The following is a 24,353-nucleotide window of genomic DNA, read 5'->3' as shown; positions in this document are numbered from 1 at the left end:
AAAAAAAATGATTCAATTTCAACATTTTTTCGGACGCTTCAACGATAAAAGTATCACTTTTTCTCCATAGCAGCACGCTTCGGAATTTGAGCGACTCGCTCATAAGCCGGTTTGGGAGCATGCGACTCATCGAACAAAAATGGCCAATTTTTCCTGCCTCTGACCGGGAAATGATCAAGCCAGGTATAATCATCGGCTGCTCCCCAGAATGTGACAGCACTGATATGTTCACGATATTCGTAGAGGAGACGGAAAATGGATTCATAACGCTCGGCTTGCAGTTCCAGCATCCCCTTCTCAGGACGAGTCAGGTCCGTACGTCGGTCTTCAAAGCGAAATACCGATACGTCAAGTTCAGTGAGCTGAAGCTGAAGGCCAAGCTGGGCATAACGCTCAATGGCAGCACGCATGTCGTCCAGCTTGGGGTCGTATAAATTCCAGTGTGCCTGCAAACCTACCCCATGAATCGGTACGCCTTGATCCAGCAGTGAACGAACAAGTCGGTAGATGCGCTCCCGCTTATGCGGGTTGGACTCGTTATAGTCGTTATAAAACAAGAGAGCCTGTGGATCTGCTTCATGAGCAAACTCGAATGCTTTGGCAATAAAGTCCTCCCCGGCAATATCCAGCCATTTGGAAGGCCGCAGAAATGCACTTTCATCATTCTCATCAGAGATGACCTCATTCACAACATCCCAGCAGTAGATCACATCCTTATATCTGCCGACGACAGTCTGAATATGCGAGCGAAGCCGTTCCAGCAGCTGCTCCCGCTCCGCCTTTCCGCCCGTTTCGTTTTCGAACAACCAATCGGGAGTCTGATTATGCCAGACCAGCGTATGTCCTCGCAGTGCCATGCCTTGTTCTCTGGCAAATGCAGCTATGACGTCTGCGTTCTCGAACTTGTACAGATTCTCTTCCGGGTGCAAGCTTGAAAATTTCATTTCATTTTCTGCTGTCAAGCTGTTGAAGTGGTAGGCCAGAAGCGAGCGCTGGCTGTCGATCGTCAGGGGATTAACCGCTGCACCGATATGAAAAGCATCCTTATATAAAGCCTTCAATGATTCCTCTTCACGCCTGGATTCCATAATTCCCCTCCTCCTGATTACCGAATAAGTAATATTAGTTCGTCTCGTTAGATCAGTTAGCTAGATTTCATAATCGAACCAATCGAAGCGTGCAGGTGTATGACTTGCCTGGCCGTTGCCAGTGGCATATAATCCGACTACCGCTCCGGTAAAGCACATTTTATGCACAAAGTCTTCCGGAGAGATGGCCCGTGCCGAACCCGTGCCAAGACTTACCCAGTCCTGTTCATCCAAGGAGCAGCTCAGTTTATAGTCCGTCTCCGTTGATTCAATGCGAAGAAACAGCTGCTCTGCTTCAGTCTCATTCTCGTACACGATTTTCGACTCTCCACGTACCGTCAGACGGGCAAAAATGAGGTTGCGTCCTTCCGACCTTTTAACACCAAGTTCATAATGCGCATCCTCATCTCGGCGAATGCACATGCCCGCTTCTTCTCCATCAGCAGTCGGCACAAATGTCATGCTGGTTGTGTAGCTAGCCTGAAGATGCTGCTGTCTACGGCCAATAAACGTAATCTGACCAACGTCGCTGAGATTTGCCTCCTGCCCGTAAAGTGTCAAAGAACCCGGATTATCCGTTATGGAGCATGCTCCTTCTGACGGATTGCGCACAAACATCCACTGCGGACCCAATTCTTCATTAAAGTCATCCCGGCCAGCAACAATTGCTGCATTACCATCCGCTTGAGAAGGAACTGACATCGGCATACGCTGAATCGCCATGTCCAGGCTTACCGTACCTTCATTGTTGTCAATGTGCGGCCAGCCCTCATTCCAGAAAACCGGTGCAAGGAATGTTTCGCGTCCAAGCACGCTATATCCGTCTTCTGTCAAGCGGACGCCAAGGAATACAGCCCACCATTCTCCGTGATGATCCTCCACCAGATCGGCATGGCCCAAATACTGAATAGGGTGGTCCAAATGGCGGTGAGTCAGAATCGGCTCTGGATACCGTTCGAATGGACCATACGGATGTTCGCTGCGACCGATGATTTCGCGATGCTCCTTGGCTGTCCCTCCAGAAGCAGACATCATATAGTACATCCCGTTGATTTTGTACAAGTGCGGCCCCTCGGTCCACGGTCCACCGTCTCCGTGCCATACCACCTGCGGTTCGGATAACGCCTCTCCTGTCGTGATGTCGATCTCATATTGAATGGCGTGAGAGTCGTAGTCCGCTCCTTGCTGCGCCGTAACATACACTTTTCCGTCATCGTCAAAAAACAGAGAGGGGTCGATTCCTCCATACGGAATGCGAATCGGATCAGACCATGGTCCTGCAGGGTTGGTTGCCGTAACATAGAAGTTCCCGATACCTCTAACATCTGTCGTGATCATATAAAACGTACCTTCGTGGTATCGCAGCGCAGGGGCATAAATCCCGTCCGAGCTCTTCTGACCAGTCAAATCAAGCTGGCTTACCCGATCCAATACGTTGCCGATCTGCTCCCAGTGAATCAGATCCGGGCTCCGAAAAATCGGAACCCCCGGAAAATACTCAAACGAACTGCAAACAAGGTAAAAGTAATCCTCTGCCTTCACAATGCTCGGATCCGGATAAAAACCAGGAAGAATCGGGTTCGCATAGCGAATTTGTTGTACTTGAAGCTGTGACATTTATTCCTTCACACTCCCTACATTAAGTCCTACGACAAAGTATTTTTGCATGAACGGGTATACAAGCAAAATCGGAACGGAAGCCACAATGGTCACGGCCGCACGAATGGAAATTGGCGTTACCTGAGTCGAATGCTCTGCCCCTACACCATTGGCTACGGAAGGATTGCTGTTGGCGTTCATGCTGGAAGACAACAATTTCATCAATTCATATTGCAGCGTGCTGAGCTCTTGACGAGACGACGTGTACAGAAAAGCATCAAACCAGGAGTTCCACGCACCCACGGCAACAAAGAGCGCAATGGTTGCCAGCACAGGTTTACATAGCGGGAAAATAATTTTCCAGAAAATCCGGAAATCTCCTGCACCGTCTATTTTCGCAGATTCAATCAAGCTTTCGGGTATCGTGTAAATATACGTACGAATGACGATCAGGTTAAACGCACTTACCAGTGATGGCAGCACATACACCCAGAAGGAATTAATCAAATGCAGATCCTTCATGAGGAAGTATCCCGGAATCAGACCGGCATTGAAATACATGGTCAGTACAAAAACAGTTGTAATCAGCTTGCGGAAAATATAATCGCGCCGGCTCAGCGTATAGGCCAGCATGGTGGTCAAGAAAATATTAAGCAGAGTAGAAAGTACAGTCCGCGCAACTGAAATCAAAAACGCATTATAGATCGTGCCCGATGCAAAAACAGCTTTGTAATTCTGCAAGGTGAAATCACGAGGCCATAAATATAAGCCTCCCCGAATGGTGTCATTCCCTGCATTAAACGAAACTACAATGGTGTTTAAAAATGGATACAGCGTCACAATTACGAGCAAAATCATGAAGATCGTGTTAAAGGTGCCGAACAGAAACGGTTCAAGCCCTCTGGCACCAGGACGGCGTACAGAAAGCGCCGATGTATTTCCTAAACCGGACAATGGTGTTTTTTTCATCTTATAAGAGCCTCTCTTCCCCAAGCCGCTTGGCTGTCCAATTCGCTACAAGCAACATCGTAATGCTGACCACGGTCTTGAATATACCGCCTGCAGTCGCAAGCGAATAGTTACCCTGTGCAATCCCGTATTTGAGCACAAAGATATCAATCGTTTCTGCCCAGTCAACAACCAATCCGTTACCCAGCAAATATTGAACCTCGAAACCGGCCTCTAGAATATGCCCGATCGACATAATCAACAGGATGACAATGGTAGGCTTGATTCCCGGCAAGGTGACATTCCACATTTTTTGATAACGGTTAGCTCCATCAATGTCGGCAGCTTCGTACTGTGCCGGGTCAATCGAGGCCATGGCCGCCAAATAAATGATGGTACTCCATCCGACTTCTTTCCAAATGTGGGAGCTTGCAACAACGCCCCAGAAATACTTGCCTTCCGTCAGCCATAGAATAGGCTCATCAATTAAATGCAATTTCATCAGGATATCGTTGACAATACCGTCAGAAGCAAGTGATGTTGCCACGATTCCGGTAACGATAATCCATGATAAGAAGTGAGGCAGATACGAGATCGTCTGTACCGTCCGCTTCCACATGACCTTTTTGATCTCATTAAGCAGCAATGCCAGAACAATAGCGGTTACGAAACCCAGAATCATGTTGATGATACTCATGGCTAGCGTATTGCGAAGCACTCGCAAAAAATTGTCATCGGTAAATAAAAACTGGAAATGCTTGAATCCTACCCACGTCTGCTGTGAGAAACTCCGAGCCGGTTTATAATCCTGAAAGGCCATCGTCCAACCCCATACAGGTACATACGCAAAGACAATAATGTACGCAAGCAGAGGAACAGACATCCAAATGAGTTGTCTCTGTGCTTTAATATTCTGCCAAGTAATCCGCCTAATTTTCGGTTTTTTCTTCGGGCGGAGCGGCTTGGTACCCACTACAATTTCCTCCATAATATCAAGCTCCCTATCCATCTTTATAATCAAAGGAAAACGTCGAAACACCCAGAACACATCTGCCATAACCATGTTTCAAAAGAATCAGGAAGGAAGGTTATCTTCCTTCCTGACATAAGTTGTTTTTATTTCACAGACCAGTTATCAATTCTCCACTTCAACACTTCATTGATACGATCTTCATATGCCTTGATGTCAAGCTTTTGAATCTCGGAAACGTATTCGTTCCAAACATTGTCAAACTCTGATGTACCGGCCAAGATTGATTTTGGCAGATATTTGGTCGACAATTCGTTCAACTTCGTATTGGCAATCTTGGCTGGAGATCCCTCTACCACATCGACAGACCAAGCAGGGTAAGTTACCGGATTTTCTGGTGGAGCACTGAAGAAATCGACATAGCTGTTGAAACCATATGCATCCAAAACTTCCTTATCAAACGGTTTCAAGCTTGCCTGGTATTCTTCTGGCTGATTACTTGCCGAAGTTGCGTTGCCATCGCTAAAGTACCCTTCCGTTTTCGGCGCAGTTCCATAAAATGCGTCAGCTTTGTTGGCAAGTTTCCAAGCAGCATCCGCTGCATTGTCGCGTTGTTCTTGTGTCTTCATGAAGCGGCCTTCTTCATTGACATAATAGTCTTCATCCACAATGCCCCAAGTGAGTGTTTTTTGCCATTCTTCCTCCATCAGTTTGTCGAGCACTTTGAGGATTTTTACAGGGTCTTTGGCACTCACGGTAATACCGAAACCATTGTTAAGATTCAATGCTGCGCGATCACGATAATAGTCTTTGGTACTGCTGTCATACACAAGCGGGAAACCTACATAAGTGCGTTCGATTTTGTCTTGCGTGATGAGGGAATCTTCCGCGCTTTGGAAGTTCCAATGTTGATCGAACATGCCGAGTACGGAACCACTGGACAATTTGGCCATATATTGGTCGTAGTTTTGTGCAAACGCTTCCTTATCAAGCAAGCCTTGCGCATTGATTTCATTTAGCTTCTGATAGTACTGTTTGGCATAATCCTTATCGGCGAAGATCTCCGCCTTGCCATCGTTGACGACCACTCCGCCATCATTTGGGTGACCGATCAAATGCTGAGGCGGGTTCAACAAGCCCCAGTTTTTCCAGTCATAGTTCAGGACCTCAAAACCGATGGTCGGCTTGCCGTCAATAGTCGGATATTTCTCTTTGTATTTCGCGATCAGGTCGAAGTATTCATCCAGTGTTTTTGGAGTCGGGTAACCGAACTCTTTCAGTACGGCTTTTTGAATCCAGAACGCGGGACCGCTGTAATAGGTGTCAGCTACTTCGCCGTTATATGCACCATAGTTTGGCAGGTAGTAGATATGTCCATCATTTGGATCCTTCATTTGATTCCAGTACTTCTCGTAATGTTTTTTTAAATTCGGGGCGTGTTCCTCAATCAGATCTTCAAGCGGAATGACTGAACCTGCAGCTGTCAGTTTGGTATCAGCTGAGATCAGGTCTGGATAATCCCCACCAGCAATCATAACGCCAAGCTTTTGGTTTTTGTCACCGGCCAGAAATTCGAACTTGAATGATACGCCAAGCTCATCCTTCATTTTCTTGTAAATCTTGTTGTCAGCGGTTGGCTGCTGTCCGGCCTCGTTAAGGAATACCGAGATTTCTATCGGATTATCAGGCCCTACCTCTGTACCACTTCCCTCTTCTCCGCTGCCTGGGTCATTTGTACCGCCTGAACAACCAGCCAGTACAACGCTCAGTGACAACAACATGGTTGCCCCCATACGGAAAAACTTCTTTTTACTTTCCCCCATAAAGCACCTCCAAAGTTTGATTACGCCTTCATGAAAGCCCTTTCATTTGAATAATTTCATTATAAATTTAATGTTAAATGGAAAATACACCCGAATTATAGCTCTTTCCGAGAAAAACTCAGGTTTTCATTCTATAATCTATAGATTCAACCGTACGCGATTTTCTAAAGGTATTTTGTTAGACATGTTTCTTATATTCATTCGGAGACATGTTCAGCCTTTTCTCAAACTGCTTCAAAAAATGATGGTAGGTGGAGTATCCAACTTTTTCCGAGACCTCGCTATTTTTGTATTGATTCATTTGGAGTAAACGGCAAGCTTCCTCAATCCTCAAATTATGTAGCAGTTCATTGAAACCAATGCCATTTTTTCGTATAAGCAGCTGTCCCAGGTAGGCTGGATGCAAAAAGAAACGCTCGGCAAGCATTTTAATGCTCAAGCCTTCCCGGTAATGCTCATGAATGTAATCGTTGATGTCCTGTACTATACCCTGCGCTTCGGAAGCATTCTCCTTAAGCAAAAGTTCAAAACAGACTCGCCCGCACGACTGCAGCATGTCGATCAGATCAATCCATGTCAGCAGGCGTTCATCCAGATTGGGAATATCGAACAGACGATTTGGAGCGCCCGTATCCTCTGTCAGTTCGGATCTCATATATGCTCGAATCTCATGAAGTAGGTAGATCACGTATTTGCGGGCCTCCTCCGGGTGAACTCGTAACTGGCGAAAAGATCGCTCAATATAATCCACTGCTGACCTGTAAGCATCGTGATCAATGAGTTGAAATGCCCCCAAGATTCTCGCTGTGAGCTCTACCTGATCATCAGGTCTTTGGAACGTAAGATCCTTAAGGCTCTCATAGTCCATCACGCTGTTCCTATTCGTTTCATAAAAGGTATGCAGGAGCGCTTTTTCTGCTGTGACCCTGGAATGATTAATGAAAAGAAGTGAAGACGCCGCTTCACCAATGGCCATAAATGCGCGAAAGTTCGCCAAACGGCGTGCCAATTCCTCCAATCGGTGTCTGGCTGTGCAGCTCGTGCCATGGGAGGCTGATTCAGCACTGCCAAACACGATGGAAACCAGATCATTTCGCAAGCGAATCACATACATGGCTTTTGACCTGTCCAAAAATTCCGCAGCAACCGTGCTCCACCTGCAATAATCCTCTGCCGCGATCTGAACGAGGCATACATTCCAAACATGAGAGGAGCCAGACAAGGACTCCAGTACACCAGCAGCTTCTGTGGACAATCCTTTGCCAAGTAGAGCCTCCTTTATCGCCAGATTTTCCTTCTCTCTCTGTGCCACCTGCCCGACGTATAGTTGTTCCCGCTCCTTAGCCAGTTCCTGTCCCACCTGACGGATCTCTAGCTCGGCCTGTTCCTCATCCAGCGGTTTAAGCAAATAGCGTGAAACTCTATATTTGAGTGCCTTTCGTGCATAATCAAAATCACTGTACCCTGTCAGGATAATGAATTTGGTAGACTCATTGCCCCTGCGTCTCCACTCCTCAATCATCTCTAGGCCATTCATCACCGGCATATGAATATCAACCATGACCAGATCGGGCTTCAGCTCCTCCATTTGCTTCAGGCCCTCCGAACCGTTTCCGCAGACACCGCACACCTCAAAGCCAAGGTTCTCCCATGGTATCCATAACTGCAGACCCTCAAGCGCCAAAGGCTCATCGTCAATTAACAACACTTTAAATGCCATCGTCCACGCCTCCTTTTACATCCTGACGTTCCAGCAATTGCAACGGGATTTCAAAGGATACCTCAGTCCCCTCCCCGATCCTGCTTACCAAATTAAAATTCACTTTATCGTCGTAGTACAATTCAAGACGGCGATACACATTTCGTATTCCAATATTGTATCCACCGCTCTCTTCCTTGCTTCGCATGTGATACAGAACCTCTTGAAGCCGTTCCTTGTCCATACCCTTTCCATTGTCAGATACGACAACACGCAGATGCTCGTTCACAATCTCAGCCTGAATCTTCACATAGCCAAGCCCCTCAATGGCCTGAATGCCATGTTTGCAAGCATTTTCCGCCAGCTGTTGGATACTCATTTTGGGTATTTTATATCGCCTTGCCTCTTCAGTGATGTCAATATAGTATTCAAACTTGTCCCGGAAACGGAATTTCTCAATACCCAGGTACATGACCGTAAAGCTCATTTCCTCCTCCAGCGTGACCACATCATCCTTCCAGTTCAACAGACGGCGAAGCAGCTTGGACAGATCCTTGATAATATCCTTCACGTCCGCATAGTTATTTTTGGTGCTAACTACTAGCAGCGCATTCAACGTATTGAATAGAAAGTGAGGATTCATCTGGCTTTGCAGCAGATTAAGCTCTGCTCGAATGCGCTCAGCCTCCTGGCTTCGCTGCTGAATTTCTAGCTTGTACACGTTGTTGATCAATGAATGGATTCGTGCCGTCATCATATTGAAATTGCTAATCAAATGCCCAATCTCGTCATGTCCACCATCCATGTTGATTAGTTCGAATTTCTCGTTACCCACCTTCTGCATATGTCTCGACAGCCGCTTGACACGATAATTGTAGGAACGGAGCATGACATAAATGAAAATGGAAGTGATCAGGGTAATAATCCCGGCCAGCATTCCAAAATAAAGCTGCATGGATAACATTGCTTGTTTGACACGTGTTTCCTGAGGAACACCAATAAGCTTCCAACCTTTCACATAACTAGCACTACCGATTGGAACGATATGCAAGTCTTTGTCTGCCGCTTTGCTCATATCAAACAACGCATAGCTACTCTCCATCTCGCCCTGATACTTGTCATCCGCAGATACAATAATTTGATTCTGGGCATTCACCAGATACAGATCCAGAGAACTCTTTTCTCTGGCAATCACATCATAGAAGCGACTCACGTAGAAATCGATGCGTACCAATTTCTGATAAGAGTTGTCGGCGTTGTAGTAATCCATTTTTTCGATCACGCTTAAATACGAGGAGGTTGCTGCACGATCATTCGTTGCCTGATCACGGTATGCAAGCACTTTTAGGGTTTCCCCAGCGGCCTTCCATTGCTCGAACCAGGTTCCGGAGCGTACGTCGTTGTCCAGAACATAGTAATCCCCTCCAGGCACAATGGTCGGATTTTCGGTGTAAACCCCTATTCGCTGAATTTGGTTGTTCACAGGAATATAGGAAGTCACCCGGTGACGAAGCTGATCATCGAGTGTGTTATAGAAATCCAGCTGACTGTCATACACCCGATCCATGGATTCGGTCAGCAACTTGTCCGTAATCAAGGCATGACTGACGGCGACGCCACCATCAATCATGGTATGAATATCCTTTCTTGCACGCTCCAGTGAGATTTGTAAATTCTGCTCTTCCCGTTCCTTGATCAACCCTGACATACGATCCATAAACAAAACATTGCTTACAAAGATAGGAAGCAAAATACCAATGACATATATCAAGATAAATTTGTAATTCAAGGGTATATCGTTCACGATGCTGCGAAAACGGAATGTTCTGAACATGTTTGCTATCGCCATCCTTCATTCGTACTTCTCATCTCTCGGGGGATCTATTGCTGCTTACGATATGCCGAAGGCGCCATGCCCGTCATTCGCTTGAACTGACTTACAAAATAGTCTGCATTCGGATAACCAGACTGAACCGCAATGTCAGCAACGCATGCGCAGCTTTGGCGTAATAGTCTTTTCGCTTCCTCAATCCGTTTATCGTTTAAATATTCCCGAAACGTTTTGCCCGTCTGCTGCTTGAATGCCTGCCCCAAATAATTGGCGTTCATGTGAAATTGATGTGCGAGCTCCTGAAGCTGCAGCTTCTTACGGAATTCCTGATTGACATATTGCACCACACGAAAAATGGTGCTGCATTCCTTTTCTTTTCTCCGCTCCTGCAGCGCCTCCAAAGCGTTCAAACTTAACACACGTGCATAATCCCGAAATGCTGGATAGGAGTCGATTTTAGTAATGCCGCCTGCCTTATTTTGAACGTGAAGCATAAAACTGCCCATATCTCCATCCAGCTCTTTCAACTCCTTGAGAACACTCATTTCAAGGGCAAGCAATTGAACCCGGACGTATTCCATATTGGAGAAGGGCAATCCTAAGTCAGGATCAGCAAGAAGTGCTTGAATCTTCCCTTCCAACCTATCCTGTTCACCAGAAAGAATGACTTCCATCAGATTGGCTAAAGCTTTTTGATTTACGCTGGCCAATGGGTCACTCTGCGGCAGATCCTGATGTTGAACAAATCCGCCCCCTCCCTGATAACGCTTCCATTTTAGAGCGAACAAAGCTTTCTCGTAGGCTGACCGCATACCGATTTGTGTGCCCGAATGATGTCCAACGGCCACAATCATGGAGGAATGACCAGCATAGGTCTCCACGATATTTCTGCCCATTGACTCAAGCAGGTTCAAAGAATTATCGATATCGGCAGCGAACACACCTAGGTTTCCTTCAGCATCCACAAAAGGTTCCGACCAATGGACACCACCAAAAGCGTGTATTCGCCCTTTCACGTCATCTTTACTGATATCCGTGGCAATTAGAAGACAGGCCATATCCTCATGACCTTCCATTTGCAGCATGGTATTCACTTCGTCCTGCAGCTCCATGCTGTCTTCCCCTTGAATCAGGCGATCAAACAAACAATTCACATACAGGGCACGATCACGCTGGTGTACTTCTGCCGAAATCTGTTCTTCCTGAATTTTACGGCCCATCTGTTCCAGTACATTTTCTATCTCGATCTCATCAATAGGCTTGAGCAAGTAGTCCTCTACTCTCTGCTCCAGCGCTGTTTTTACATACTCAAAGCTGTCATATCCACTTAATATAACGAATCGGGGTGCTTTGGCCAGTTCATGCTTGGAACGGTCAATCAGTTCCAGGCCACTCACAGAGGGCATATGAATATCTGTAAACACCAGATCCGGTTGAAGACTTTCGATCATGGACCAGGCAGCATTGCCATTCTCCGCCTCACCACAAATGCGAAAACCGTATTTGTCCCAATTCACCATGGTTCTCAGTCCTTCGAGCACCCACGGCTCATCATCCACCAACAAAACATTCATCATTTATGTTTCCCCCTCTCCATTAAATGAAGCACGTATCGTGTTTGATAGTGAACTTATAATGTTTCATTTCTTTCAACCAATACTATCATTATGCTTAACATCATTAAACCTAAAAAATACGTCGATCTTCTCTCCCGATGGAGAGAGATTCAACACATCTGGCGCTACCCTCAGGTATAAGTGACTACAATAATAACTGTGTAACATTCTAATTATCCAGAGCTTTTAGCACATATACAACATACAATACTTGATTTAGCATCCAAAGCTTTACTATTTAATAGTAAATAATGATACTGCGACATGTTCACAGCGTAATGAAGAGATCTGCATGTAAATTTTCACAGAAGAAATAAAGGATATGATCAGCCCTAATCACTTTGAGGCCTGCATGCATAAATTAGCTGCATAGCAACACATGGCTAAGGAGGGCTGAAAAATGAGTGAAATATGTAAAAATGTCAAATCGACAGGCACAAATTCAAATAAGTCCGCTTTCTACAGGGACATTTGGGAATGGGGAGCTTCCGTTTCCTCCGGCGGGGATGAAAAAGTTTCCCCTTTTGATCTTGGTGAAGCCGTTAAATACGAGGTACCGAAAACCCTTGAAACGGAAATTCACCGTTATTTGACGCCCTATACCGCTCATCCTGAAGGTGGGTATGTTGCATACATATCAAATGGGCGAGTTTGGGGAAGATCAGGTTCTGTCCTGACATCAGATGAAAAACTGATCTTCGACCTTTCTCCCGAATACGATGGAAGACTTAATAGAATGCTGACACTGGAAGAACACCCTGCTTTGTATCGGAGTAAGACACAGGAGCAACTTTATCTCCATGGGACTTCTGCCGTTTTGACTTTTTGCGGGAGTCATAATTATTTTCATTGGTTATATGATGTGCTGCCTCGATTGGGTATGCTTAAAAATCTAAATATTCCTTTTCAATCGCTGATCATGAATCCGAATCCTTATGCATCATTTGTGGAAGAAACGTTATTGATGTTTGGCGTATCGAAATCGTCCGTGATTCGTACTGGAGACAATAGGGAACTTCAGGCTGACAGGTTGGTCGTGCCTTCCTTAATGATGAATTCCCACTATCCCCCTTGGGCTACATCTGTCCTTCGCATGTTTATGCTGCCTGAACGCTACACAACGCTGCATTCACCGGAACGCATTTTCATTTCCCGGAGCAAAGCCGCTGCACGACGGATAGCTAACGAGGGTGAAGTCATCCGGCTTTTGGAGACGTACGGGTTTGTTCCGATCTGTCTGGAAGATTGGAGCGTTGCCCAGCAGATTCAGCTCTTTGCTTCCTCAAAAGCGATCGTTTCACCGCACGGAGCCGGGCTGGCCAATCTCGCTTTCTGCATGAAGGACACCCTTGTCGTAGAAATTTTTCATATCCGGCATGTAGTGCCTACTTACTGGATGATCAGCAACCATAACAAACTTGATTATTATATGATGTATGGGCAAGATGACGGAACGACACCGGACCTTTTTCCGGGATTAGAGGACTTCACCGTGGATCTGAATCGACTGGAGCAAACGCTGCGTATAGCTGGACTGAATAAGCGGGCTACCTGAACAGCCGTTCATGTCCCTTAGAGCCACTCATCACTAGTCGGTAAGGATGCGGGTTTCAATATCGTGGTTACATAAAATAATAATAAAGGGCTACTGACTAGGAAGTCAGTAGCCCTTTATTGAACTCGGGACATGCATCAGACTGATGATTATGGACCGATGAATTTGCATATACCATCATGGACTATTCATGTGACAACATGAATGGGAAAGAATTTTATGCTCTCATAGTTGTTTTCCCTTATCACAATATTCGGTTCTTGGGATCGAAAGACGATCGTTTAAGCGAACCCGCTTTCTTCATACCTATCTAAGTTTCTCCATCCTCCGCAGGCGGATATATCCTCTGCCCCTTCTTCAGCGTAGCCTTCGCATATAAAACCAGACACCTCTGTCCCGTCCTGCAATTCAATTTTGCCTATACCAAGCGGGGCCGGAATTAATGCAGCGAACGCGCCAAAAGAAGCGGCAGGCATCTCCCACAATTCAAGCGCAATAGCAGTGCCTCCTACCTTTTTCTTCAACAACCCGGGCTTAGCCGGAACTGTAGGAAGCTTCACCATTTGATACTTCTCCGCCGTATGAGACTCACGAACAAATTGACCCCCGTGTTCCAGCATCTGCTTCTCCAGTGGATAACCTCTCATGTGCAGGCCGCAGACGGCAACCAGGATCGTTTCTTGCCTTTTTGCTTCCAGAGGCGGCAAATTTACTTCAAGAAACGAGGCCGCAGCGTTTTCCATCAAGTGCTCATTGCCAGATAGCGAAAATAACGTAATTCCAAAAGGCATCTGAGACGCGGCATCACCCGCTTGTACAGCCACCGCACATAAATCTAGAAGATTACAATGGTTCGTATACCGCCCCATGTCCGAATTCGTAGCTATCGGATCGGCTTCAACCTGTCCTCTCGTCCATGTGCCTCCACAGGTCGGCATGACAAGCACCGCTTCCTGGAGAAGCTTGTTGCTTATCATTCGCAGCTCCTGAAGCTTATGCATCGCGGTAAATACGGAAGCTGCGTCATGCTTGCCTGATCCTCCTGATCGCAAGACTTGTTCCGTCACCGGGAAAGTGACTTCTGGACTTGATTCAATGAATTCTCCTACACTGGCCCAGCGCTCAGCTACCCAAGGTCCATCGTACAGAAGTGCGGCAGCCTCCTCGAAGAGAGCGTAATCGATATACTCGACTGTCAGCTCCAACCGTTTGATCCTCTGGACTGCTGAATCCCATCCCTTGCTGTATTCCTCAGCCAACGGACCAAAAAACGTTAATGGTTTTTCAGGCAGATACAACTTTTTGGGAAGCTTATCGACCAATCGCGGCATTTCCTTGGACCATGGGTCTGATGATTCAAGACCTCGTACTTGCATATCTACAATCCTTGCTTCGTGTATTGAATGGGTAAATACAGTTACACAGTCCAAACTGGCACAAGCGGGAACAACACCTTTTGTCGACCAGGCTCCGAGACTCGGTTTATAGCCGATGAGACGGTTCAGCGCCGCAGGAACCCTTCCGGAGCCCGCTGTATCCGTGCCCAGGGCGAATGCCGCCTGTCCCCTCGCTACCGCTACAGCCGATCCCGAACTCGACCCGCCGCTTATCCATTCAGCGCTCAGCGCGTTATGTGTCTCACCGTAAGGACTCCGGGTGCCTACAAGCCCGGTTGCGAATTGATCCATATTGGTTTTACCTACAGGAATCGCTCCGGCATCTAACAATCGTTCTACAACTGCAGCATGCCTGTCTGGAACATATGCATATTCGGGACAGCCAGCCGTTGTTGGTGTTCCAGCCAAATCGATGTTGTCCTTAATGGCGAAGGGTACACCCCACAGCGGTAAGGAAGTATCCATTGTTTGGAGACGGTCCAAATACGGCTTGATTCTCTCCAGCACAGGCGGAGTGATCCAAATATTCATCCCTTCGTCCTCACGGGAACGGCGGATGATCTCTTCAATGACCTGCTCCGGCTTGAGCTTCCCACTCCCATATTGCGCTTGCAGCCAGTCTATTGTCAGTTCGCGCGGTATTTTCATATCCAGCTTACTCATCCGTCATCCCTCCTTGACGCGTACATATCAATCAGGCTGGTCTCATTTCATTCAGCTTCATCGCTAGATGCAGCTGCAGCACATCATCGCCATTGTCCATGCTGATCCCCAGCAATTCACACACCCGCTCTACCCGATAGGAAACCGTATTATAATGGGTAAAAAGCTCCGCTGACGTCTTTTTCACATTACGATTATGCTTAAAGTATACCTTCAACGTTTCAAACAGCTGGGAATTATGCTTCACATCGTACGCAAGCAAGGGCAGAATGAATCGATCGCGATACTCCTGAACCTCCTCCGTATCAGGCAGATGGTATAAAAGCTGAAACACGCCTAGCTTCATATAGTCCACATAAGGTTCACGGTAATCGCAAATGGAGCTGATATGATGAATCTTTTTGGCATCGTTATAGCTTTCGTATACCTTCTCCGCAGCTTCGGTTCGATTGCCGATACAGAGAGAATAGCTCTCAGCAGGGAAAACCACTTTCATATCAGCGATAATGGCTTCCATCGCCACATTCCGAATCCCATGCATTTCTTCTGCGAAAAGAAGGACAAGCTCTCCCTCCAGTATGGTTGCCTGAAGCCCCACACATCTGGATTTGGTTCTCAATCTTTTAATCGCCTGCTGCATGGTCCTGATGCTAGGTTTGACGTTCAAAAATCGCACTAACGCGACATGCCGCGTTTGATCATCATCAAGTGGATGCCCGCACGCTTCCGCTCGCAGCCTCAAATCCTCAATGGTTACAATTCGGCCCGTAACCCAGTCCTGCAGAAACTGATCGACGTACTTCAGCTCTACTTCCCGCCTGGCGTTGGTATTGATCATCTCGAGTCCTACCAAAACACCTACGCGATCAATCGTCAGCCGATCAACAACCGAGTGCTCCTGATTCCATTCCAGCAGAACCAGCAAGCATTTGTCGTATTGCTTGTCATTAACGGCTGATACATATACACGAATTCGGCGCTCGCCTAGTGTTATGAAACTCACACCGAGGCTGCTCTCCTCCCGCAGACCGGACCACAGCATCGGATTATCTGCCTCCACAATCTCCTCTGCCTGGGGAGAGAGGAACAGATGATTGGAGTCATCAAGCAATACAATGGGATTGTTCAATATGCCATCCAGCGTTTGCAAAAATTCCTCTAATCCTTTCCCGTACAGGAGCTGTTGAGACAGCTTGTGAAAGCGGCTTTGCAGCAGCGATAGCTCTCTTGCCTCCTGCACAAGGACCCGTTCCATAATATCCCGGACAACATCCGAAAAAACGGTCGCGGCCGGAAGCTCGAAGATCGGAAAGCCCAATTGGTCAGCCAGCTCGAGTGCACGGGCAGGAATATGATCAATGAATCGTTTGGTTTTGATCCCCAGCGCTGATACACCTTTCTCCACCAGCTGCGGTATGATATCCGCAATGGCCTCCGGCTGATCACGAAATGGAAATCCACTGGTGATCAGAAACTCCCCCGGGCGCACCCAATCGATCACATCCGGCACTTCCATCACGTTGACACGGTTAATCATTCGCTGCATGCCACTTGCTCCAGCCAAGACGACAGCTTCCTTAAAGTCGGGGATCAACAAAACATCACTGCACGTGAATCCTGCCTTCTTGTGATCTGCCATCTCCCATCCCGCCTGACTATTTCAATTTGGTGGAAAAGACATCTTCCACTAATGTCGTATTAAAAAAGGAGTTAACCGGAGCATTTTCTTCAACCGGCAAAAAAATACTGATCTGCTCTGTCGCCTGTACATCGTCATTAGCTACCGAATGAATAACGCCTGCCGGGACATGGAACGTATCGCCTGCCTGGTAGCTCTTCCATTCTCCATTGCATAACAGTTTCACTTTACCTACCGTGATGTGAATGATTTCAGCTACATCATGATAGTGAGGCAATACCTGACCGCCGACTCCAATCTTTTCCCACAAAACAGAGCTGGCACGAAACCCCATCTGATCCGCCTGTTCCGCAGACACAATCTCGCGGTGATACAGGTGAATATGATTCGGCATTAATCCCCATTGCATGTCTTCTCCAGTGATAACCTCAGTTTTCTTGGCTGTAATCATCGTGTCATTCCTCCATTTGTTTTTTATGGATGTATCCCGTCTATTTCCTACGTTTAAAAACGACCGCCACCGGCCCGCCGCCTGCCGGCCCCTGATGTTCGGCTCCACCAGACACATAGATCATTGGATCACCACACACCGAAGCAAGCACACCTCCGACGACAGCTCGCGCATGTCTCGTATGGTTGATATCCGAATCATCAAGCATCGTGTGCCGGTGACCCCGGATGAATCCGGTGGGATCAGCCTCTGCCTTAGCCATCACCTGCACCATTTCAGCATCAGCATGAACATCCAGCAGGCGCTTGAGTGCAGGAGCGTCAATAGAATCGTTCATTACAGCATGGTCGATAAAAAACGGACCTTCCGCAAAGTCAGAATTGCCGAAGACGATCACCTCACAATACGCCAGCTCGCTGCCTGCCGACGTGGAGGCTACACTGCTGAACAGATGCCATGAATCGCAAATGTCCGTATCTTGAAGTCCAGCTCGTTCCACCTCACCGAGAGCAACTGCCGCACCTAGTGCGGAGGCTCCTCGTGAATATCCCATGGATTTGTAAGTATCTTCTGTCACAGTGGTTTGTGATCTGCTCAAAGCATCATGCACGCCCTCGGACGTTAACAGCGGACACTTAATTTGCACAAAATGTACATCTGCCGAAGATTCGATGCCAGCTTCCGCTATGGCTCGCTGAACGGCAGCTTCCACCTCGTCCACTTGAGCCAGCCTTCCTATTTCCTCTGGAAGGAAATCACGTGTTTTCGCGACGCCAATGGCCAGCGATTTCTGATCTTGTCTCTGAACATCTTGGTTATAAGCACCTTTACGGCTAATCACTGTAAAGTGAGGGCTCAATATGCCCTCGGTTCCTCCAGACATGACATAGGATATGGAAGAAGTTGATTCTTTCCGATATTCGGTAAAAAATTGCTTTAACGCCAGCACAGCATAACCGCGCGTAAAATCGTTCACGCAGCCATTGCCCTCTGTTTTGCCTAATACTGCAACCACATCTTGAGGATCAATGATTCCCTCTTGGATCGCTTTCTCCATCGCAGCCGTATCGTTAGGCGAACGGCTTGGAATACGGTTCACCGTGCATCTCATCATAGGTCATCCGTCCTTTGCCAGAATATAATTCTTCTCTCAAGTAAGCTGATGGCCCAAAAGAGAACCAGTCCGCATAGTGCGGATGCAATAATTGCGGAGAACATCACAGGTGTATCCATATGGTATGAAGATACCAGGACGACATAGCCGAGCCCTTTGTTAGCGCCGACAAATTCACCGACAATGGCACCCACGATAGCCAGCGAGGTCGAGATTTTCAACGCAGAAAACACGTAAGGTAAACTTGCAGGCAGCCGTAATTTCCAGAAAATTTCCGACTTGGTGCCTTTATATGTGGAGAACAGCTCCCATGCTTCATGCTCAATGGCTTTCAGACCCTTTACGCTGTTGACCAAAATAGGGAAGAAACAGATTAGCATGGAGGCTACGACCTTGGAGGAATATCCCGTCCCCATCCATACGACCAGAAGCGGAGCCAGAGCGACAAGCGGGGTCGTTTTGAGTGCAATCGCCAGCGGGAATACTCCCTTTTCAATGGGTTTGGAATGCACGAAGATCACTGCGGTAATCAATCCCAGGACATTGGCAAGCACGAAGCCTGCCAAAGCTTCCAGCAGCGTGACCAGCATATGTGACCATAAGGAGCTGTCCATTACCGATAAGATGCCTGTGGGAGATGGAAGCAAATAAAGGGGTATGTCGAAAAGGCGTACAATGAGTTCCCATAATATAAGAAAGGCAATGGCGAATACGACAGGATACATGGCATCTTTGATCTTGGTTTTCATAGGTGTTTGACCCGCTTTCTTAACTCATTGACAGTCTGGTGGAAGGCCGGGAGTTCATCCATGCCAATTTCCCTCGGTGAAGGCAGGGGAACCGAAATAATATCCTCCACGCCGGCAGGCCTTGGTGACATCATGATCACGCGGTTGGATAGCAGCACGGATTCCTGAATCGAGTGGGTAACCATCACAACTGTACTTAGGCTCGTTTCGGGACTCTCCCATAGACGCAGCAGCTCGAAATTCAGCTTTTCTCTCGTAAATTCATCGAGCGCCCCAAAGGGCTCATCCATAAGCAATACTGTCGGATCTGCAGCAAGTGCCCTTGCAATCGCAATCCGCTGCTGCATGCCGCCGCTCAGCTGATGCGGAAAATGATTCATGAAATCCTGAAGTCCAACCAGCCGCAGCGAGGATTCCGCTTTTTCCTTGATCTCTTTTTTGGTGAACTTCTTCTCTCCGATCGTGAGAGGCAGGGATATATTTTGGATTGCGGTTAGCCAGGGCATCAATACAGGCTTCTGAAACACCATGCCGAGCGAGAGATCCTTCGATGGATAGACGATCTCTCCTCCTGCATTGGGTTGAAGCAGATCGAGCATTAACCGGAGCAGCGTAGACTTCCCGCAGCCGCTTGGGCCGAGAATGGAAACAAACTCATTTTTATAAATATCAATCGACACATTATTCAATACGTTGACGTCACCAAAGGATAAGGAGCAATTTTTCAACGTAACCGCGATGTCGCTTTTGGAAGAAATGGTTGTCTGTTGTTCATGCAGCCCTGAAGCTTCTTTCTCCAGACCACTGGCCGTTGTTAGCATAAAATCACACCCTATTCGATAAATTCGTTTGAAAATACGTCTTCAAGGTTTTGCTCTTCCTTCAAGAATTCCAGATCGATCAAGTTCTGCTGCAGCACGTCCCATGCCTCTGATTCCATCTTGCCGAGGGGAAGATTCTCCGGCTCCAGCAAAGGAATGCTTGCGTTCATCATGCTCACCTCGTGGTCAATGGTCAATTTATCCCCGTATTTCAAGCCAAATTCGGCAGCCTCTTCCGGGTTCTCAATAGCGTAGCTCCACCCCTTCATGGAAGCCTGTACGAAGCTTTTCACCATTTCGGGATCACGCTCGATGATGTCCTCTGTCGTAAACAACGTATCCGCATAAAAGTTAATATCATAATCGCTCGGCTCAATAATATTGACTTCATTCCCCTGCTCCTGTACGGCGAGGACCTCATTAATGACATAACCCGGCCATGCCTTCACCTGTCCGCTGAGCAATGGGCTGAGATCATATTTTGCTGGCATTTCCTCCACCTTGGTTCCGTCTATGCCCGCATTCTTCACCATTGCTCGGTAAGTCAGCTCTTCGTTACCTCCAAGCTTCACACCGATCTTCTGGCCGACCAGATCCTCCATCTTCGTGATCCCTGAATCCTTGAGACTAAACAATACAAATGGCGTTTTTCTGTAAATGGCGGACAGCGCCTTCACGGGAACCCCTTTCTCCCTGGCCATCAGTATTTGATCTGCGCCCGTTACGCCGAATTGCTCTGCACCTGATGCAATCATCTGTACGGAAGGAAAATCCGCGCCGCCGGGTCTGATCTCAACATCCAAACCCGCTTCTTTGTAAAATCCCTTCTCTACGGCGGTATAGAATCCGGCAAACTGTGCTTGATGAACCCATTTTAGACGCAGAACCACTTTTTTCAATCCACCGGATTCTCCATCTCCTGAAGCAGAGCTAGGCACATCGTTCGACCCGCAAGCTGTTAGTGCGAGCAAACAAACCGACATTACGATAAGCAGTGACTTTCTGGACCATCTCCACATATGATTTCCTCCCATGTTGTTGTTTTTCTATTGCTGTGGCAGTGTTGCTTAAAAGGCAGCTAGCGCCTTTAAAACCTCGCTGGAGTTACTGACGCTGCCGAACACGCCTCCCTGCATTTTGACCATCTGGAGCGCTGCGTGATGATTATCAGGGTCGGTTGCTCCCGTGCAGTCTTCCAGGATCAGACATTCATATCCTCTGTCATTGGCTTCACGCATGGTTGTGTGCACACAAACATCCGTTGTAATTCCCGTTAAGATCAGATGAGTAATGCCTTTATTCTTGAGGATTAGATCCAGGTCTGTAGCATAAAAACTGCCTTTACCCGGCTTATCAATGATCGATTCACCTTCGATGGGAGCAAGCTCCTCTATAATCTGCCAGCCCGGTTCACCTCGAACCAAAATGCGTCCTGCCGGTCCGGAAGAACCGATCTCGGCCCCGATCTGTTTGCTGCGCCAACGTTTGTTCGCAGGCAGATCGGATAGGTCCGGTTTATGTCCCTCTCTCGTGTGAATGACGTGAAAATCTTCTATCTGCCTGACCCGATGCAAGAGCTTTCGAATAGGCTCAATGGGTTTGGCCGTCAGGGACAAGTCATACCCCATCTGTTCCACATACCCTCCTTTGCCGCAAAAATCGATTTGCATATCAATAATGACTAATGCGGTTTTACAGGGATCGATGCTCCCGTCGTAAGGCCAACTGTAAGGTGCTGCTGTAATTTGCATAAATATTCTCCTTTCAGAACAGAACTGAGATCCCTGTGTTGATTTATTTCGATGTTATATAACCTGACTTATTCCTTCCTTCATTCATTCTTCTTGCGTCATATTATATTACGAACATTTCTGAATGTCTTTGTAGTTTTCCATAAAAAAGCTTCATTATTTTTTGTTATTTTTCACAACCATTCAATCTGTGTGTTATAAATTATCACATAATCCTCTATCCCCTGGCCTAAAGAGCAACAAAAAAAGCCGCTGATTCAGCGACTCTTGATTGGTATGAGTTGTTAAGATGATAATACTACCTATCTTTGACCTTATAGAATTGTGCAGTTATGTAGCCACTCCTTGGTTCAGGATCATACTGTACTCGATAAAGTCGATCCGTTCCACGCGATAGAGGTCATAAATCTGCTCCCTGGTATTGATGGATCCGTATAATTCAGAATGCGAAACATTGGCCAGTTTTACATAGGGCAGTTTTTGTGCAGCTTTGCTCGACCGGATATTTTGTTTGCGAATCTTCAAAAACACCGTTTCTATGGCATGTTCGAGAAATAGTTCACTCAAAAAGATGGATTTCGCCCGTTGACTGTATCCGTTACCGAAGTAAGGTGCTCCAATCCATGTGGCCAGAAACCCTGTATGGTTTACGATATGATACAAATCAATGGTTCCAATGGGCTGGCCCGCTTCGTTTAAAATTGTACGGGAAATCGTGGTTTTCTGTTCTTCCTCGTCCATCAACTGTTTGGTCAGGAATACATATTCCTCAGGTGAATGACATTGGTAACGAACATAAGGTGACACTGAGGGGTCGTTCAATAAGCTGTACAGTGCGTGGCATTCATGCAAATCGCGTTTTTTTAACATTCTGTCTACCACCTAGTCCTTTTAGTTCGCTATATAAGCAAATTAAGTATATAAAAGGTATTGTGGCGTTTAATGAATTCTGTATATGGCTTATGTAAAATTCATTGGCAATATGGTATTTGTGTTTGAACGATACCGAACGAGTACTACATAAAAAAAGGCATGTCCTTTCTTGTGAGAGGACATGCCTTTCGTACGATGAAACGCATGATTTGATTACTGCATCCCCTGCATGATGGCATTAATAATGCCTTGCTGGGTAACCGTGTTGTTTGAGCGGTTAAACAAAGCGAAACCATGCTGACCGTTATGGCCATTGTCCCAATACACCGGCACGGCCCCGTACTTCTTGGCAGTTGCCGTTACCGCTTTCGCATAAGCTTGACGATAAACGTTATTGGTGGAGTCATACGCCGTTTTATCAATGGAGCCAAATTCTCCAATAACAACCGGATAGCCCTGTGTTACAAACTTATCGTACATCGATTTGAATTGTGCATTCAGATAGTCTTCCTGACCCCAGGTTGATTTCTTCGAAGGATTTGTTGCCGCTGCGCCCCACTGCGTGATATTTCCGTTCTCCTCACCAGCAAAATCCCACGGAGAGTAGTAATGTGCGGAGATCATAATTCTCTTCTGAGAGCTCGGGATTGCCGAGGATCTGAAATTATCTGTTGGAAGAGCAAAGCCATAATTGCCCACCGTATAGTCAATATTGGTGTTCCAGCCTGGAATCAGTAACCATCTGGCGTTGTTGTTGCCCCCAGTCTGCCGGACCGTGTCCACAAAGATTTGATTATAGGCGTTCAAGTTAGCATAGTATGCAGCATTCGGATTGCCGTAATTTCCGTCGAACACTTCATTCATCGATTCAAAAATAAGACGCTCATTATAATTGCTGAACTTGGTAGCAATCTGCTGCCACACCTTTTGGTATTTCTCTTTAATTGCAGCCTGATTGCTGCCATTCACAAGAAGCCATCCGCCCGGGATGGAATTATACCCATCTCCATGAATGTTAATAACGACATATAAACCTTCATTATATGCATAATCAACGACGGTTTGGACTCGATTCAACCACGCCGCGTTAATCGTGTAATTGGGAGCGCTTCCAATATGATTGAAATAGGATACAGGAATGCGAATTGTCTTGAAGCCTGCTGCCTTTACCTTTTTAATCAACTCTGGAGTAACGACAGGATTGCCCCAAGCCGTTTCACTAGGGACGCCATTCACCGTTGCTTCAAGCTGGTTCCCCAGATTCCATCCTGCACCCATCTCCGATACAATCTGTGAAGCGTTCAATGATCTGAAATCCGCTGCCGATGCTTTAGTACTCCACCCGGTCAATGCCGCAGCCGCAAACAATACAAGTGCCAAACTGCAAACACCATATTTCTTCATTTTTTTGAGCATAACCAAACCTCCGCTTATTTCTCATTTTTTACAAGCAGTGCCGTTACTCTCTTTATAGCAATTGAATGAATCGAGCAGATGTCCCTCCCTTCTATATCGATCACACCAATGAAATGGTCGCCTATCATCAACAGAATAACACAAATATGGAAAATAAAGAACAATATTCTGCATGGAATTTTCGACGAAAACAATCTGTCCCAATCTTGGCTATATCCCGTCATACTCAGAAATTCTTTAGAAAAATCCTGCCCAAATATTCAGAGTTTTTCTCTATTATTGCTGTGACCTATTTACCAATTAGACATACCATTCAACTTTTTTCGGAACATTGAGCAATTGGAATCCTA

Annotated in this window: 19 protein-coding genes; 1 reads left to right on the top strand and 18 read right to left on the bottom strand. The window is 46.7% G+C overall.

All coding sequences use genetic code 11. The features are described from left to right. Positions 1-53: 53 nt before the first annotated feature. From PIL01S_RS06740 to PIL01S_RS06705, 8 genes are all read right to left on the bottom strand, one after another. The gene (locus PIL01S_RS06740; protein ID WP_371859922.1) at positions 54-1,088 is read right to left on the bottom strand and encodes an endo-1,4-beta-xylanase; all 1,035 of its coding nucleotides are present in this window, start codon (positions 1,086-1,088) and stop codon (positions 54-56) included. Positions 1,089-1,148: 60 nt separating this feature from the next. Beyond that, positions 1,149-2,705 carry a glycoside hydrolase family 43 protein gene (locus PIL01S_RS06735; protein ID WP_127536838.1) on the bottom strand — a complete coding sequence of 519 codons (1,557 nt, stop codon included), beginning with the start codon at positions 2,703-2,705 and terminating at the stop codon, positions 1,149-1,151. Further along, positions 2,706-3,545 (bottom strand): carbohydrate ABC transporter permease, encoded by an 840-nt coding sequence (locus tag PIL01S_RS06730; RefSeq protein ID WP_246058139.1) that lies wholly within the window; start codon positions 3,543-3,545, stop codon positions 2,706-2,708. 112 nt (positions 3,546-3,657) lie between these two features. Continuing rightward, the gene (locus PIL01S_RS06725; RefSeq protein ID WP_127536836.1) at positions 3,658-4,623 is read right to left on the bottom strand and encodes an ABC transporter permease; all 966 of its coding nucleotides are present in this window, start codon (positions 4,621-4,623) and stop codon (positions 3,658-3,660) included. A gap of 128 nt (positions 4,624-4,751) precedes the next feature. Continuing rightward, entirely contained in the window at positions 4,752-6,428 is a 1,677-nt protein-coding gene (locus tag PIL01S_RS06720; protein ID WP_127536835.1) for a type 2 periplasmic-binding domain-containing protein, read from the bottom strand. A gap of 178 nt (positions 6,429-6,606) precedes the next feature. Then, the gene (locus PIL01S_RS06715) at positions 6,607-8,148 is read right to left on the bottom strand and encodes a response regulator transcription factor (protein WP_127536834.1); all 1,542 of its coding nucleotides are present in this window, start codon (positions 8,146-8,148) and stop codon (positions 6,607-6,609) included. After that, complete coding sequence (locus PIL01S_RS06710) at positions 8,138-9,961, bottom strand: sensor histidine kinase (RefSeq protein ID WP_127536833.1); 1,824 nt, start codon at positions 9,959-9,961, stop codon at positions 8,138-8,140. The genes PIL01S_RS06715 and PIL01S_RS06710 overlap by 11 nt, the downstream gene beginning before the upstream one ends. A 47-nt stretch (positions 9,962-10,008) precedes the next feature. After that, positions 10,009-11,535, bottom strand: coding sequence for a response regulator transcription factor (locus PIL01S_RS06705; RefSeq protein WP_127536832.1), 1,527 nt, complete (start codon positions 11,533-11,535; stop codon positions 10,009-10,011). A gap of 439 nt (positions 11,536-11,974) precedes the next feature. On the opposite strand from PIL01S_RS06705, the gene PIL01S_RS06700 reads away from it, so the two are divergent. Then, positions 11,975-13,129 carry a glycosyltransferase family 61 protein gene (locus PIL01S_RS06700; protein WP_127536831.1) on the top strand — a complete coding sequence of 385 codons (1,155 nt, stop codon included), beginning with the start codon at positions 11,975-11,977 and terminating at the stop codon, positions 13,127-13,129. A 281-nt stretch (positions 13,130-13,410) separates the two neighbouring features. Here the strand turns inward: PIL01S_RS06700 and atzF are convergent, their stop codons facing one another. From atzF to PIL01S_RS06650, 10 genes are all read right to left on the bottom strand, one after another. After that, positions 13,411-15,189, bottom strand: a complete 1,779-nt coding sequence (atzF, locus tag PIL01S_RS06695) for an allophanate hydrolase (protein WP_127536830.1) — start codon at positions 15,187-15,189, stop codon at positions 13,411-13,413. Positions 15,190-15,220: 31 nt separating this feature from the next. After that, positions 15,221-16,828 (bottom strand): PucR family transcriptional regulator, encoded by a 1,608-nt coding sequence (locus PIL01S_RS06690; protein ID WP_127536829.1) that lies wholly within the window; start codon positions 16,826-16,828, stop codon positions 15,221-15,223. Positions 16,829-16,844: 16 nt separating this feature from the next. Next, positions 16,845-17,279: a cupin domain-containing protein gene (locus PIL01S_RS06685; protein ID WP_095286573.1), complete on the bottom strand. Its 435-nt coding sequence runs from the start codon at positions 17,277-17,279 to the stop codon at positions 16,845-16,847. 40 nt (positions 17,280-17,319) lie between these two features. After that, positions 17,320-18,393, bottom strand: a complete 1,074-nt coding sequence (atzD, locus tag PIL01S_RS06680) for a cyanuric acid amidohydrolase (protein ID WP_127536828.1) — start codon at positions 18,391-18,393, stop codon at positions 17,320-17,322. Next, a complete protein-coding gene (locus PIL01S_RS06675; RefSeq protein WP_127536827.1) occupies positions 18,390-19,142 on the bottom strand; it encodes an ABC transporter permease in 753 nt (250 codons plus the stop codon). Before PIL01S_RS06675 ends, atzD begins: the two co-directional genes overlap by 4 nt. Further along, positions 19,139-19,963, bottom strand: a complete 825-nt coding sequence (locus PIL01S_RS06670; RefSeq protein WP_095357492.1) for an ABC transporter ATP-binding protein — start codon at positions 19,961-19,963, stop codon at positions 19,139-19,141. Before PIL01S_RS06670 ends, PIL01S_RS06675 begins: the two co-directional genes overlap by 4 nt. Before the next feature lie 11 nt (positions 19,964-19,974). Further along, positions 19,975-20,982 (bottom strand): ABC transporter substrate-binding protein, encoded by a 1,008-nt coding sequence (locus PIL01S_RS06665; RefSeq protein ID WP_127536826.1) that lies wholly within the window; start codon positions 20,980-20,982, stop codon positions 19,975-19,977. Between the two features lie 48 nt (positions 20,983-21,030). Next, complete coding sequence (biuH, locus tag PIL01S_RS06660) at positions 21,031-21,714, bottom strand: biuret amidohydrolase (RefSeq protein ID WP_127536825.1); 684 nt, start codon at positions 21,712-21,714, stop codon at positions 21,031-21,033. A 330-nt stretch (positions 21,715-22,044) separates the two neighbouring features. Beyond that, the gene (locus tag PIL01S_RS06655; protein ID WP_127536824.1) at positions 22,045-22,584 is read right to left on the bottom strand and encodes a GNAT family N-acetyltransferase; all 540 of its coding nucleotides are present in this window, start codon (positions 22,582-22,584) and stop codon (positions 22,045-22,047) included. A gap of 216 nt (positions 22,585-22,800) precedes the next feature. Then, positions 22,801-24,003 carry a glycoside hydrolase family 5 protein gene (locus tag PIL01S_RS06650; RefSeq protein WP_127536823.1) on the bottom strand — a complete coding sequence of 401 codons (1,203 nt, stop codon included), beginning with the start codon at positions 24,001-24,003 and terminating at the stop codon, positions 22,801-22,803. Positions 24,004-24,353 lie beyond the last annotated feature (350 nt).

The sequence above is a fragment of the Paenibacillus illinoisensis NBRC 15959 genome (assembly GCF_004000925.1).
Classification (GTDB): Bacteria; Bacillota; Bacilli; order Paenibacillales; family Paenibacillaceae; genus Paenibacillus; species Paenibacillus illinoisensis.
Note: the sequence above shows the minus strand (reverse complement) of the source record. Positions and strands in the feature narration are given on the sequence as shown.